At 51.6% G+C, this 13,839-nt stretch carries 12 protein-coding genes and 1 pseudogene; 10 read left to right on the top strand and 3 right to left on the bottom strand.

What is annotated here, in order from left to right:
* Positions 1 to 48: 48 nt before the first annotated feature.
* Positions 49 to 531: a cold-shock protein gene (locus AC6CWS_RS14460; protein ID WP_004203243.1), complete on the bottom strand. Its 483-nt coding sequence runs from the start codon at positions 529 to 531 to the stop codon at positions 49 to 51.
* Between the two features lie 191 nt (positions 532 to 722).
* Here AC6CWS_RS14460 and AC6CWS_RS14455 point away from each other — a divergent pair, with 191 nt between their 5' ends.
* The gene (locus AC6CWS_RS14455; RefSeq protein WP_032428902.1) at positions 723 to 1,421 is read left to right on the top strand and encodes an RluA family pseudouridine synthase; all 699 of its coding nucleotides are present in this window, start codon (positions 723 to 725) and stop codon (positions 1,419 to 1,421) included.
* Between the two features lie 24 nt (positions 1,422 to 1,445).
* Here AC6CWS_RS14455 and AC6CWS_RS14450 read toward each other — a convergent pair whose 3' ends face one another.
* On the bottom strand, positions 1,446 to 1,985 hold the full coding sequence (locus AC6CWS_RS14450; protein WP_140599508.1) for a DUF2058 domain-containing protein: 540 nt from the start codon (positions 1,983 to 1,985) through the stop codon (positions 1,446 to 1,448).
* Between the two features lie 115 nt (positions 1,986 to 2,100).
* Positions 2,101 to 2,430, bottom strand: coding sequence for a gamma-glutamylcyclotransferase family protein (locus tag AC6CWS_RS14445; RefSeq protein WP_065881230.1), 330 nt, complete (start codon positions 2,428 to 2,430; stop codon positions 2,101 to 2,103).
* Between the two features lie 597 nt (positions 2,431 to 3,027).
* Here AC6CWS_RS14445 and tssK point away from each other — a divergent pair.
* The 9 genes and pseudogenes from tssK to AC6CWS_RS14400 all read left to right on the top strand — a co-directional run bounded on the left by tssK (position 3,028) and on the right by AC6CWS_RS14400 (position 13,740).
* Complete coding sequence (tssK, locus tag AC6CWS_RS14440; RefSeq protein ID WP_065881232.1) at positions 3,028 to 4,368, top strand: type VI secretion system baseplate subunit TssK; 1,341 nt, start codon at positions 3,028 to 3,030, stop codon at positions 4,366 to 4,368.
* Positions 4,365 to 5,018, top strand: coding sequence for a type VI secretion system protein TssL, short form (tssL, locus tag AC6CWS_RS14435; protein WP_065881234.1), 654 nt, complete (start codon positions 4,365 to 4,367; stop codon positions 5,016 to 5,018). Before tssK ends, tssL begins: the two co-directional genes overlap by 4 nt.
* 3 nt (positions 5,019 to 5,021) lie before the next feature.
* Positions 5,022 to 6,719, top strand: coding sequence for an OmpA family protein (locus AC6CWS_RS14430; protein ID WP_065881236.1), 1,698 nt, complete (start codon positions 5,022 to 5,024; stop codon positions 6,717 to 6,719).
* 186 nt (positions 6,720 to 6,905) lie between these two features.
* A pseudogene (locus AC6CWS_RS14425) lies at positions 6,906 to 7,029 on the top strand (hypothetical protein).
* 150 nt (positions 7,030 to 7,179) lie between these two features.
* Positions 7,180 to 9,807: a type VI secretion system Vgr family protein gene (locus AC6CWS_RS14420; RefSeq protein ID WP_498256409.1), complete on the top strand. Its 2,628-nt coding sequence runs from the start codon at positions 7,180 to 7,182 to the stop codon at positions 9,805 to 9,807.
* A 2-nt stretch (positions 9,808 to 9,809) separates the two neighbouring features.
* Positions 9,810 to 11,999, top strand: a complete 2,190-nt coding sequence (locus AC6CWS_RS14415) for a LysM peptidoglycan-binding domain-containing protein (protein ID WP_074442542.1) — start codon at positions 9,810 to 9,812, stop codon at positions 11,997 to 11,999.
* Between the two features lie 14 nt (positions 12,000 to 12,013).
* Positions 12,014 to 12,910 (top strand): hypothetical protein, encoded by an 897-nt coding sequence (locus tag AC6CWS_RS14410; RefSeq protein WP_165454427.1) that lies wholly within the window; start codon positions 12,014 to 12,016, stop codon positions 12,908 to 12,910.
* 42 nt (positions 12,911 to 12,952) lie between these two features.
* Positions 12,953 to 13,225 (top strand): hypothetical protein, encoded by a 273-nt coding sequence (locus tag AC6CWS_RS14405; RefSeq protein ID WP_130941553.1) that lies wholly within the window; start codon positions 12,953 to 12,955, stop codon positions 13,223 to 13,225.
* 155 nt (positions 13,226 to 13,380) lie between these two features.
* A complete protein-coding gene (locus tag AC6CWS_RS14400; protein WP_140599722.1) occupies positions 13,381 to 13,740 on the top strand; it encodes a hypothetical protein in 360 nt (119 codons plus the stop codon).
* The last annotated feature ends 99 nt before the right edge of the window (positions 13,741 to 13,839 follow it).

Here is a 13,839-nt window from a genome sequence, read left to right as displayed (position 1 = left end):
ATCGGCTCGGCAGGTGACTGGGCGCGCGGCTGACCGCACGCCGGGTCGTCATACCTTGAGCAGTTTTACCGTGGCATCGATATCGATTTCGTCTTCCGAGAAGATCAGGGTTGTCCCCTGAAAGGTGGTGATCGCCAGCTTTTTCACCGAGCGCATCTCTCCCGGCTGCACCGTGGATTTTGGCCGGATGCTGTTCATCAGCAGCCCGACCGACAGCACCGCGTTTTCTTTATCCACACGGGTCTCGACCGGCTCTTCTTCCCGGTAAACCACATAGGACTTGATGGAGGTCAGCTTCAGCCGCTCGCCGGCGATATAGATATATTTGCTTTCCGGAATGACCTTCACCGCGTAGGCCGACAGCCCTTTATTGTTGGTGGTAGGTTCAAAAGTCACCGCCGCGTCTTTCTTGATGAGATCGGGATTGGCGACCTTAATCACATGAAAATACCGGTTTTCGCCGTTTTCATCTTTGATAAATCCAAAACCTTTATCTTTAAACCACGTTGTGATTGTTCCGTTCATCGCCATTACCGTTCTTACTCGTTGGTTAACTCAAATTTTGCAGCGCGCAGTGTAAAGCACATTGCCTGCGCAGACCATGCCTTTACGATAAGTGTGGGTGATAAATGACGCCGCCGCGAGGGCGGATCGTGCGCCAGCGTCGTACCGGCGGGCAAAATGGGGTACTATCGCCGGCCACTCCTTCTTCGGGCCGTCTGATGTCCACCATTATCGATACCTTTGTCGCTCCGCCGTGCCGCGAGCAGATAACCCTCCTGTATCAGGACGAACACCTGCTGCTGATCAATAAACCTGCCGGGCTGCTGAGCCTGTCAGGCAAAGATCCGCGCAACCTCGACTCCGTGCATCATCGACTGGTCCAGCGCTTTCCGGGCTGCACCCTGGTACACCGCCTTGATTTCGGCACTTCCGGTCTGATGGTGGTCGCCCGCAACAAGGTGATTAACGCCGCGCTGTGCCAGCAGTTCAGTCAGCGCACGGTGGGTAAGGTCTATACGGCGCTGCTGTGCGGCCATCTGCCGGAAGATGAAGGGATAGTGGAGGCGGCGATCGCCAAAGACCCGGCCCGTTTCCCGCGCATGTCGATCTGCGCCCGGCACGGCAAACCGGCGCGTTCGCGCTACCGGGTAATTGACCGTATGTACCAGACGCGGGAAGGGGAGAGGGCGCTGGCGCTGACGAGGGTGGCGCTCACCCCGGAGACCGGGCGCACCCATCAGCTGCGGATCCACTGTCAGCTGCTGGGCTATCCGATCCTTGGCTGCGATCTGTATGGCGGCCGGGAATTGCCGGGCACGGAACAGGCTCCGCGGCTGATGCTGCACGCCAGCGAACTGCGTTTTCGCCACCCCGTCAGTCGCGAGCCGATGCATATCCAGCAGGCAAGCTCGTTCTGATCGCCTGCCGCCGAAAGCCCGCGATCACCACATCAGGTCGTCGGGCACCTTAAAGTCGGCGTACGGATCGTCTTCATCCTGCTCATCCTGGCTCAGGGCGCTGTGCAACACGATGCTGCTGGGATCGCGCTGGGCAATTTTCTCAGCCACAATCGCCGGAATAATTGCATATTCCCCTTCAGGTTTGTTATCCACCGCCAGGCGGGCAATCGCCAGGCGACCGTTAATCAGCTGGGTTTGGGTGGTCTTGTCGACCATGATTTTTTTAATCAGATTATTATCGGTAAAGTTAAAGCCGATATCGCCCCGGGCGACCGTAATGCGGTTCATCTCAATCAGCTGCTTGACCTGAGCTTTATACTCTTTCGCCAGCACCGCCTGCTTTTGCTGCTCGCTGAGCTGTTTATCGCGCTCCAGCTGGGCTTTTTTATTCTCTTCCACCGCTTCCCGGGCCTCACGGGCCTGCACGCGGGATTTTTTCGCCGTTCTCTGGACTTTGGCCATTTTTTTGCTGCTGACCAGGCCGGCTTTGAGCATCTGCTCTTGTAAGGTAAGTTTTGTCATTTGCGTATCTGAAGCTTAGGAAACATCTGGCAAGTATACCTGCATTGGCGGAAACGACGCCAGACCCGCGGACGTACTGGGCCGCTGTGCCCGGTAGCTCGAGACTGGCCGGGGATTACTCCCGGGGCTGGAGCTGATAAATCCAGGCGCTGACCTGCTGTCCATCGTCGGTGGTCACCTCCACCGACACCCGATCGTACCCCTCCTCAAAGTCGTCCAGCATGGCCCAGTGCGCCGCCAGCCGGTCGGACAGGAACAGATAGCCGTTGACCCGCGGGCCGTTGGCATCGAGGACGATCCCCGGAAAATCAGCAGCTGCGCCCCAGCCGCGCGCGTAAAAGGTACCGGTAACGTAGCCCGGACGCCACTCGCCCCCGATCGCCTCCAGAATATGCGCATTGCTGCGACCGGGACAGAGCGTCCCATAGACAAATAGCGGTTTCATTTTCTCTCTCTCGTTCGCCCTGATACCCGCCCCCAGCGGAGCGGAAAACCAAAATACGGGGTAATTCAGCGCCTGGCAATGGCCGGGTGGGGGGGCAGGCATCTCTCTGATGCCGGAGGAGATTCAGGCGCCGGCGCTGTCGGTGGCATATTTACTGCAGTGACAATTTAGTGTTGAGTTTTTTATTATTTGCAGGTGAATATAAATAATATTTAATAGCGAAATAATAAATGGACGGCTTATAGAATAAGCTGCGTGAATGGAATGAAGAGGAATTATAAAACTTCCTTGGGTTGAATTCAGATATTATTTAGGGCCAGGCGTTACCTCCCCTGGCTATTTCACTTTAAGATAAACCTCCCTTGAACAAAAAATACCATCTGATTTCGAAATTCTCGCGGGCAGGGGAGATATTTCCTTTCCTTGAAGCGGCAGGCAATCAATCGAGACGAACGACGTTCGGGAGAAAAACCGCTAGTGAGGAACAGGCCAGAGCAAATGCAGGGGCTGAGGCGAACGTACGGCGGATGAAGGATATCCGACCGGGCATTTGGTCCTGTCTGCAGACAGATGAAAGCGAAAGGCACAGGAGGTGCAATGAAGATTTTCCGCCCATTATGGCGCGACGGGGCTTTTCTGGTTCCGCAGCAGTTTCAGCAACAGGCCCGCTGGGAGGCGCACGTCGCCGATACGGTCTCCCGCATGGCGCTCGCCCACCCCTGGGGGGTATTGCGCGCGGAGTTTGACGCCAGCGCGCTCACCCTTTCCCGGCTCAACGCCACCCGGCTGATCGTGCGTTTCGCCGACGGCGCGCTGATTGACACCGAGCTGGCGGATATTTTGCCACCGGTCCGCGATGTATCGGACGTGATGCAGGACAACGTGGAGGTTCTGCTCGCTCTGCCGCTGCTCAGCGCCAGCGGCGGCAATCTTGATGACGGCCAGGAAAGCGCCCGCCCGCGCCGCTGGCGCGCCGAGCAGGTGACCGTGCAGGAGCTGGCAGGCCATGAACGCAGCGAGCTGGCCGTTCTGCGCCACGCGCTGACGCTGCGTCTCTCCACCGAGGAAAATGCGGCCTTCCTTACCTGCCCGGTAGCGCGTCTGGTACGCGACGCCCAGGGGCAGTGGATCGTTGACCCGAAATTCATCCCGCCGCTGCTGTCGCTGGCCGCAAGCCCGACGCTGGTCAGCGAGCTGGGCGAGCTGCTACATCGCCTGCAGGCCCGACGCAGACGCCTCATGGCCATGCGCCGTGAAAGCAATGCGCGGATGGCTGATTTTGCCGTGGCGGATGTTTCCCTGTTCTGGCTGCTCAACGCGCTGAACAGCGCCGAGCCGGTGCTCAGCGAGCTGCATCAGGACCCTTCGCGCCATCCGGAGCTGCTCTATCGTGAACTGGCCAGGCTGGCCGGCAGTCTGCTGACCTTCTCTCTTGAACATCATCTGGACGCGATCCCCCGCTACCGGCATGCCTCGCCGGAGCAGGTATTCCCACCGCTGTTTGCCCTGTTGGATACGCTGCTCGAAGTCAGCTTGCCCTCAAGGGTGATCGCCATCGCGCTGGAGCAGGGTGCTGACCGGGAGATCTGGCGGGGGAGGCTGCACGATGCACGGCTGCGCGAGGGGGCGGATTTTTATCTGTCGGTGCGTTCTTCACTTCCCCCTCACCAGCTTCAGAGCCGCTTTCCGCAGCTCTGTAAGGCGGGTAGCCATGATGATGTCGCCGAGGTCGTCAACATTGCCCTCAGCGGCATCGCGATCAAACCGCTGAGCCACGTGCCGGCGGCGATTCCGCTACGTCTGGAAAACCAATATTTCGCTCTGGATCTCTCCACCGATGCCGCCCGCGCGATGCTGGAGGCCGGCAACTGCACCTTCTATACCCCGGAATCGCTTGGCGACGTGAAACTTGAACTCTTTGCGGTACTGCGCTCATGAATATCTCTGAAAGCGATCTGATCAACAAAACCTTTTACCCGGGCTGGCTGATGGTCAGTCAGTTACGCTGCGGCCAGCCGGTGACCGATGGCGAGGCGCTCTATCGTCAGGCCTGTCGATGGGTGACCGAGGCGCGCGAGGCGCTGGCGGCGGCAGGCGTCAGTGAAGCCAGCGCTGAGCAGATGCTCTATGCCTACTGCGCGCTGCTCGATGAGAGCGTCCTCAACCGCGCCAGTCAGGATGATGGCTACCGCAGGTGGCGCAAGGATCCGCTGCAGGCGCGTTTTTTCAGCACTCTCAACGCCGGGGAAGAGCTCTGGGAACGGATCCGCCAGCTGCTGCGAGAGCCCACGGCGGATGCGGCAGTGCTGACTTGTTTCTATCGTACTTTGCAGCTGGGGTTTGTCGGGCAGTACCGCGCCCAGGATGACGAACGGCGTGAGGACGTGGCGCATGCGCTTGGCGCACGGGTCCCGCCGTTCAGCCTGACCCAGGAGGCGCCGGTGGTGGTTCGTGCCTCCCGGCTGCGCAGCGGACGGCGGATGTACTGGTGCGGCTGGGCGGTTGGCATTGTGGCGCTGGCCGCGCTGTGGTTGACCTTCTCCGCCGTGCTGTCACAGATGGTGGCGAAGATAGCAGGGCAGGGATAAGAGATGCGTGATAACGCCCGTCGTCTGCTTACGCTACTGACCGTCATCCTGGCCCTGTGGCTGGCGCTGGGCTTCTGGCCGCTGTCCATCGGCAACCAGGTGATCGTCAGTCTGTGCATCCTGCTGGTGGGCGGCGCGGCGCTCTGGCGTCAGCGTCGCCGGGCAGTCAGCCGTCAGCGATCGGAAATCGTCCTGCCGCCCGAGGATTTTCAGGGGGCAGTGGTTCTGGTCTGCGGGGATACCGACAGTCTGTTTCCCGGGCGTTCGGCGCACTGCGAAACCCGTCACGGCTGGTATCTACGGGGAGACAGCGCGGAGCAGTTGCCGCGGCTGGCGCAGTACCTGGCGGCGGCGCGTCCGGCGCTGGTATCGCAGGTTTCCGTGCTGCTGGCGGTGGTACCGGAGCACCACCCCTCCGGGGAGCACCTGGTGCAGTCGCTGTGCGACTGGCGGCGGAGTATTGTTCAGTGCCGAACCTGGTTAAACGGTCTGCCGCCGGTGTGGAGCGTGTTCTGGGTGACGCCGCCTGGCGGCCAGGCAGCGGAAAGCCGCTGGTTTACCGTCACGCCGGATCGGCCTGGTCTCCAGGTGCGGCAGAAGGGACAAGCGCCCCAGTCGATTGCCGACTGGCAGCGAGAGGGCAGCTCAGCCTCACGCCTGCATCAGACGCTGTGGCTGGAGAGCATTCTGGCGTTGGCAGAAAACGTTCTTGTCCGGCCACTGAGCACTCGCCAGGCGGAACTTTCGCCGTTGGACCTGTGCGCCATGGGCATCTGCCTGACGCCGGTGACGGCGGTGGCAAATAACCTCTGGCAGCAGCAAATCGCCGGGATCACCACGCTCTCCCCGGGCAACGCCGCGGCGCCAGGTCCTCACCCGCTGCCGGATCTTCTTCTGTCGTCACTGCCGCACCGCCACGGGGTCAGCCGCCGGATGCGCGCTGCCGGTCTTGCCGCTGGCATGGGCTTCCTCTTTCTGGCGCTGGCGATGCTGGCTTCCTTTATCAACAACCAGCGCCTGGTGCGCAGCGTCGGCGATCATCTGGCGGTGTATCACCGCCTTAGCGGCGCGCCGCCGACGCCGAAGCTGCAGGCGCAGCAGCGTCTGCGTGCCGACAGCCGCCTGCTGGATGACTGGCTGCGCCGGGGAGAGCCGCTGCGTTACCGGCTGGGGTTGTATCAGGGATTGCGGCTGATCCCCTTCGTGGAAGCCGCGATCAATGACTGGGCGCCGCCCCCGCCGCCGCGTCCGGTCATTAAGCAGGTTGTGCAGGGGCCGCAGACGATCCGCCTCGATAGCATGGCGCTGTTCGATACAGGCAAATCGACGCTGAAACCGGGTTCGACAAAGCTGCTGGTGAACTCGCTGCTGGGCATTAAGGCGAAACCCGGCTGGCTGATCGTGGTGGCAGGCCATACCGACAGCATCGGCAACGATAGATCCAATCAACAGCTCTCTCTGAAGCGTGCCGAGGCGGTCCGCGACTGGATGCGCGATACCGGCGATGTGCCGGAGAGCTGTTTTGCGGTGCAGGGCTACGGCGAAAGTCGTCCTGTCGCCAGCAACGAGACGCCAGACGGGCGGGCGCAAAATCGCCGGGTGGAGATCAGTCTGGTCCCGCAGAAGGACGCCTGTCTGACGCCGGGCACGGCTAATACCTCAGGAGCCGGGGCTGACGCCTTAAAAAACGAAACCGAGTAATCCGCGACCCCGAACGAGGACGGTGAACAATAACAATCTGCCTGCCTGACCCTGTGCGCTACGGGTTCCTGATAAACAGGAAACAGCGATGGGCGGTAGCGTGCCTGCAGCCAGTCAATCTTGTCGGCAAAGCGGGGCCTCTGCGGGGATGAAGCGCAGGAAAGGGGATGGATAAAGGAGATCAGCATGGATAGCGCTAAGGACAGTGCCAGAGAAATGCTGGCAGCGTTAAACGTTGAAGGTTCCGGTTTCTGTGTGCTTTTTTATTTCTCAGTAAGTGAAAATAAATATCCCTGGGGTTGCCTTTTAGTAATGAAACTCCTGGTGGGGTATCTGATATATCGATATGCACTTAAATATATTTATGATGAATGAGATGATTATCATTAAACAAAATTAAACCGTATGGCCTGTTAATCGATGTTTGATGGTCACTACTGCGGAGTAAAACAGGAATATAATGGATACCTCTTCAATAATTACCGGCACCACCCTTAACCGTTACCAGCTGGATATTCCTTCATGTACTGCATCGCTGGATGTGGAAGAATTCAGCGGTGCAGAAAAACTCAGTGAAACGTATCTCTGGACAATTTATTTCACCAGCACGGATAAAAATATCGACGCCAGCCAGTTACTGAGCAAACCGGCGACGCTGACGATGGGCGGCGGCATATTACAGAGCCTGACCGAATGCAAACGGGTGCATGGCGTGGTCACGCATTTTGAGCGTATCAGTGGCTCTGCTGACCAGGCAGAGTACATGATAACCCTCGAACCCTTCCTCTCGCTGCTGGACAAACAGTTCCGCACCCATCGTTTCTTCGTCAATAAATCGGTGCCGGAAGTGGTGGAGCAGGTTTTGCAGGAACACCACCTGCATGACTGGGAGTATGAGTTTAATCTCAAGCAACACTATCCGCGGCGCGAGCAAATTAATCAGTATCAGGAGAGTGACCTGGCGTTTATCCAGCGCCTGCTGGCAGAGGTGGGGATATTTTATTTCTTCACCCTGCAGGAAGAGGCCCAGAGCGAAGTGGTCCACTTCGCCGACGCGCAGCGGGCGCTGATGTTCGATAAGACACTGCCGGTTAACAGCCCGTCCGGGATGAGCGACAGCGGTGCGAAATCAGTGTGGGGGCTGAATGTCTCCCATAACGTGGTGGAGGCGGGCGTCATCACGAAAGATTACAACCACCGTACCGCGCAGAGCATTCTGCAGTCAGCCCCGGCGGATATGACGCGGGGGGACGGCGAAGGAAATACCTATGGCGAGGTGTATCACTACAAACTGCGCCACCAGGAGCGGGGCGATAAAATCGACCCCACGGCGGAAACGGCGAACTTTTACGCCCGCCTGGACCACGAACGTTTTCTGGCGAACCAGACGCTGATAACCGGCGTCAGCACCGACGCGACGCTGGCGCCCGCCCAGGTGCTGACCCTCACCGACAGCCTGCCGCCGACCCTGCCGGCGCCATTACAGGAGCCGGTACTCATCACCGGAACCGGTTTTACCGCCAGTCGCAGGAACGCCCTGCGGGTGACAATACTGGCGGTGCCGTACAGCGAAACGGTGTGCTGGCGTCCGCCGCTGCTGCCGCGTCCGAAGGTGACCGGCACGATGACAGCGCGGGTGACCAGCGCGAAGGCGAATGATATCTACGCCTGGCAGGATGCGTCCGGGCTGTACCGGGTGATGTTCGACGCCGACCGGGATGATAAAAAGCAGGGCCAGGAGAGCATGCCGGTGCGGCTTGCCAAACCCTACGGCGGCGATGTGTACGGCTTTCACTTCCCGCTGATTCAGGGAACGGAAGTGGCGATAGCGTTCCACGAAGGCGACCCCGACCGCCCGTATATCGCCCATGCGCTGCACGACTCGCGGCATGTTGACCATGTGACGGAAAAGAACAGTACGCGCAACGTCATCAGAACGGCGGGGCTGAACAAGCTGCGGATGGAGGACAAGCGCGGCGAAGAGCATATCAAGCTCAGCACCGAGTACGGCGGCAAGACGCAGCTGAACCTGGGGCATAATGTGGATGCTCAGCGAGCGCTCCGTGGGGAAGGTTTTGAGCTGCGTACTGATGAGTGGGGGGCGATACGCGCCGGGAAAGGGATATTTATTACTGCGGACAGTCAGCCTGAAGCACAGGGGAAGACATTGGATATGGCTGCGGCACATTCTTTACTGGCGCAAGCCCTTAGCCAAATGGAATCACTTTCACAGGCAGCATCAGCGGCAAAAGCACAGCTTCTGCAATATGAACAACAACAGGCATTGATGGAAGAGAAGCTACTTACATTAAAGCAGGCTGTATTGCTGGCAAGTGCACCCGAAGGTGTTGCTTTAGCCAGCGGTGGTCATTTTCAGACGACTGCAAGTGAAAATATCTATATTACGGCAGGGCAACGTATTGAATTGGGGGCAAATAATAATATTTGCCTGGCTGCATCTAAAAAAATATCAATTTTTACTGAGGATGAAGGAGTCGAGACGATTGCCGCAAAGGGAGATTTGGTGTCGCAGTCTCAGTCAGGAAATATTGAAACAATCGCTAAACAGAATATCTCTTTGGTCAGTACAACAGAAAATATTACTTTGACAGCAGCAAAAACTTTGACATTGGCTTGTGCTGGTGGTGCGTATGTTCGTCTGTCCGGGGGGAATATAGAGTTAGGTTGTCCTGGTGATATTATGATGAAACAAAGTAAGCTTCTCTATAGTGGTCCGGCGTCTTTGCAATCAAATATTCCAGAACTACCCGATAGTGGCCCACACGCAATGAGTTTTATGTTGCTGGACGCTTTGGGTAATGCTGCACCATCTGTTATGAAAGTGAGTCTTTTCGATAGTGAGTCAAAAGAAAAAATATGGGACTCTGCTTTTTATGATGGAGAGTCGGGATGTTTTGAACAACCTGAAAGTAAAAATTTTCAGGCAATAATTGGCGATGACAAATGGACGAGTCTTTTTTCTTATGATGATAACTACGAGATTGAGGATGAGATTGATGATGATCTGGATCTTGGTGAGCATGGTCCGCAGTATGATGGTGAACTAAACGAACAAGATAAGGAATAGCTATGGAACAGTATACCGTTCAGAAGGGTGACAGCCTGTGGAAAATCAGTCGTAAATTTGGCATTGATATCAATGAACTTGCCAGTATTAATGGACTTCACACTAAAGCAGAGCGACATATTATCCAACCCGGACAGATATTAAATTTACCATCAAAAGATAAAGTCTATGATACTCAATTGACGTTGAGGATCTGCGATCTTGCCTGGCGTCCGCTCAAAAATGCAAAAGTCAGACTCACTTTCGATGGCAGGACGTATGAATACGTAACCGATGGGACTGGTGTTATGGCAGGTCTGCTTATTGAAGATAGTACCAAAGGTATAAAGGTTGAATTACAACATTTGAATAAGAAAGAATATATTCTGATAGCCAACCATAAAAAATTACCGCTGGGAACGTTAACTCTGCGGATATCATCCAGAGAAATGATAATAAAAGGAAGTACCAGAGTTAAACAAGGTACCCAGCAATCGAGCAAACGACAGGAAAAAGAAAAGGCGAAACAAAGAAATGACTCATCTGCTTCCAGCCCATCAGAAAGTAGAACAACAGAAAACCCGACTCCTTCTGTAAATCAAACCACCAGAACTGAAGGTGGTGCTCCTACCAGTGTGAGTAATATTGGTAATGTTAGTGAAGGGTTACGCCTTCCTCCAGAGGCAGAACAATATCGAGATTATATCATTGAAACAGCTAAAAAATATGATTTCCAGCCAGAGGGACTTGCTGCATTAATTTATGCAGAGTCAAGATGGAAAGCAAATGCGACCAATCCTACTGGTTCGGGAGCGGTAGGGTTAGGACAGTTTAAACCTGATACATGGTTATCTTACTGCGCTAAACCTGAATCTAAGGTTTATCAGTTTATAACAGAAAAATACTCATACCAAAAATTAATATATAGAGATAATAAACTTTTTGGCGAGTCAGGTGACGGAACTATAACGGAAATCGATACAGATACTGTTTTATCTTTACGGGTTAATGCAGAATACAATATTGATATGATTGGATTGTATGATCGAAAAGGGATTGACTCACTTAGTTTAAAGTTATCAGCAGTTAGTGCTCTTGAATCAGATGAATTAGTTAAAATAGCTTACCTTGTTCATATGAATGGGGCATTTGGCGCATATGACATTATTATGAATGGGAAAGAAACTCCTGGAAAAGGCGAAAAAATCCCCACTAATATTGTTTTCTATAACCGACTAATTGGTAATTTAAAAGATAATGAGATGAGAATTAGGTATTATTCTATTGATAGTACATGGAGGACCGCTTTTGTTGCATGGATGGTCAATTATTTCGATTCAATTATCGTACCTGATCATTACCGAATTGAACCGAAGATGACAAATTACTCCACCAAAGATATTATTCAGAAACTTAATTCTACGTACATTATAAATACGGATTTACCTCCAGTAACTCTTACGAATTCGCAGCCAAGAAGTACCCCATCGAATTCGCAGCCAAGAAGTACCCCATCGAATTCGCAGCCAAGAAGTACCCCATCGAATTCGCAACCAAGAAGTACCCCATCGAATTCGCAACCAAGAAGCACCCCATCGAATTCGCAGCCAAGAAGTACCCCATCAAATTCGCAGCCAAGAAATACCCCATCTCCTTCTGTAAACGTTGAGGGGAATACATGGAGTAACCCACTTTCTGTGTGCCGGATTCGTACTCATGCTCTTCCTCGAGTCCGTAGTGCTACTTTTAAGGGATGGAGAACTCGCTCTAATGGACGTCGTTATCAACACCAGGGCTTGGATATAGAAGCTGCACCAAACACACCAATATTTTCAGTAGCAGATGGTCGCATCGCTTTTATAATTGATCCTCCTCGTAGTGATTATGGCAGACAGTTGTGTATTATTGTTCAGGTTGACGATCTTCCACTAGAGAAGGCGTTGCTTTGTAGATGTAATGATAGTGAAATTAGTGAGGTTTATTTTTTCTACGCCCATCTGTCTGCAATTCATTCTGGTTTAGAGAGGGGAGACCATGTACGTTGTGGTGAATTATTGGGAGAAACTGGTTGCACAGGTAATGCCAATGGAATGACCAGTATAGCTTTAGGTGCTCATCTCCATTTTGAAGTTAGAGTAAAAAAGAGACCTGGTCCTGGTATAGCAAACAGGCTTGATCCTGCTCCTTTCATCGATGGGTTTAATTATCCTTAATAAGAAAATGAGAAATGAAAATTTTTATTAAATATTCTTTCATGTCGCTTTTATTTTTAGAAGCAGCAAGCTTACAAATCTGTTATGCGTCAGATAACTCAGTATCCAGTGTCAACTCGGATACAAATTCCATGACATTATCGGAGATTTTTTCAAGACAGGAACAACAACGTGTTGATGAGGAATATCGCGGTGATTATCGTAATTACAAAAATAAGCAAAATAATTTACCTGATTCTCAGAGGAGCAAAGTTTTTTCAAGTAATGAATATTGGTTGGTAAATAAAGAACAGGATCTATGGCTTGGCTTGTTTGATGGAAAAAATATCAAAGTGCCAGCAAACTATTACAAGGACATTCCTAATGGTGGGTATCATCAACAACGAATATTAAGAGTTAAAAGAAAGGGTAAAATTTCACAGTTTCTATTGGAACGTGAAACTAATAATTACCCATCTAAATGTCTCAGTGTAATAAATAATATAGTTTTTGACTCTTCATCATATACATATTTTTACTCTGGATGTACTAGTTTTAGTTTTGAACCTAACTCAACCCGCCATAGCATATTATATGATATTTTACTATATGATAAAATATATGATACGATAATTGTGCTTGATTCAATTCCTTATTCAACTCCTGAAGATCTTAAATATATAAAAGAATCTTTGGTGTCAATAAATGGATACTATCGGTATGATGCGCTTGACGTTGCATTTAGAATAATCGCAAAAGATCAGATCGTTATTGTTGACCCTGACACAGGCAAAGCTTTACCTAAGGTACCAAAAACTGATGACAATGGGAAAATCATCTTGATTAATGGAAAGCCAGTAATGGTTGATGATCCTGATGGCTATAATCCTGTCATTTTAAAAAGACTTCCTGAAGTCACTATTGTTGATTAATATCTTTATCAATTATTTTGATTATCCATAGGATGGTAAATCATGAAATATTTTGTTTTATTTTATTTTTTGATATCAACACAATTTGTCCATGCTAGCGATAGAAATGATGAGATATTCTTTTCCGAGAGTGACCCTGGAAATCTATTAGATCGAGATGCAGACGAAAGACATCATGATCAATTTATTTATTTTAAAACAACTCAAAACAATCTCCCCGATATAAAGAGGAATAAATCTTTATTTTACAATCAGTATTGGTTGATAAATAAAAAACAAAATTTATGGATAGGCTTTTTTGATGGAAAAAAATAAAAGTACCTGCTGGGATTTATTCAAATCTATCAGAGGATAGTTATCAATCGCAGCAGGTAATTAGAATAAAAGGAAATGGAAAAATATTACAGTTTTTATTGCCATCAGCAGTTGATGGATATCCAAACTCTTGTCTTGAAAAGAATGATAAGATAATGAAAGACGATCAGTTTTATATATATTTTTATTCGGGCTGTACATATGACTCACTTCAGAGGAACTCAATCAAGCATGACGGGCATTATGATATTTTACTTTACGATAAGAAATTTAATACATTAGTTAAATTGGATTCAATTCCTTATTCAATCCCTGAAGGTCTTAAATATATGAGTGAGTCTTTGGTATTAAAAAATGGATACTATAGGTTTGATTCTGCACAGGGGGCATTTAAGATAACAAGAAAGGATCAGATAGTTATTGTTGACCCTGACATAGGCAAGGATTTACCTAAGATACCAAAAACTGATGACAATGGGAAAACCATCTTGATTAATGGAAAACGGCTTTGTTGAATAAATCAGATTTCGGGTAAGTCTCCCCCGTAGCGGGTTGTGTTTTCAGGCAATACGCACGCTTTCAGGCATACCTGCTTTCGTCATTTTGTTCAGCGC

Source organism: Klebsiella sp. M041 (assembly GCF_059759695.1).
The sequence above is the reverse complement of the archived record's forward strand: the minus strand, read 5'-3'. Positions and strand labels throughout refer to the sequence as shown.

Coding starts and splice junctions, on each gene's coding strand:
- AC6CWS_RS14460 (WP_004203243.1), bottom strand. CDS start 531: ATGGCGATGAACGGAACAATCACAACGTGGTTTAAAGATAAAGGTTTT.
- AC6CWS_RS14455 (WP_032428902.1), top strand. CDS start 723: ATGTCCACCATTATCGATACCTTTGTCGCTCCGCCGTGCCGCGAGCAG.
- AC6CWS_RS14450 (WP_140599508.1), bottom strand. CDS start 1,985: ATGACAAAACTTACCTTACAAGAGCAGATGCTCAAAGCCGGCCTGGTC.
- AC6CWS_RS14445 (WP_065881230.1), bottom strand. CDS start 2,430: ATGAAACCGCTATTTGTCTATGGGACGCTCTGTCCCGGTCGCAGCAAT.
- tssK (WP_065881232.1), top strand. CDS start 3,028: ATGAAGATTTTCCGCCCATTATGGCGCGACGGGGCTTTTCTGGTTCCG.
- tssL (WP_065881234.1), top strand. CDS start 4,365: ATGAATATCTCTGAAAGCGATCTGATCAACAAAACCTTTTACCCGGGC.
- AC6CWS_RS14430 (WP_065881236.1), top strand. CDS start 5,022: ATGCGTGATAACGCCCGTCGTCTGCTTACGCTACTGACCGTCATCCTG.
- AC6CWS_RS14420 (WP_498256409.1), top strand. CDS start 7,180: ATGGATACCTCTTCAATAATTACCGGCACCACCCTTAACCGTTACCAG.
- AC6CWS_RS14415 (WP_074442542.1), top strand. CDS start 9,810: ATGGAACAGTATACCGTTCAGAAGGGTGACAGCCTGTGGAAAATCAGT.
- AC6CWS_RS14410 (WP_165454427.1), top strand. CDS start 12,014: ATGAAAATTTTTATTAAATATTCTTTCATGTCGCTTTTATTTTTAGAA.
- AC6CWS_RS14405 (WP_130941553.1), top strand. CDS start 12,953: ATGAAATATTTTGTTTTATTTTATTTTTTGATATCAACACAATTTGTC.
- AC6CWS_RS14400 (WP_140599722.1), top strand. CDS start 13,381: ATGAAAGACGATCAGTTTTATATATATTTTTATTCGGGCTGTACATAT.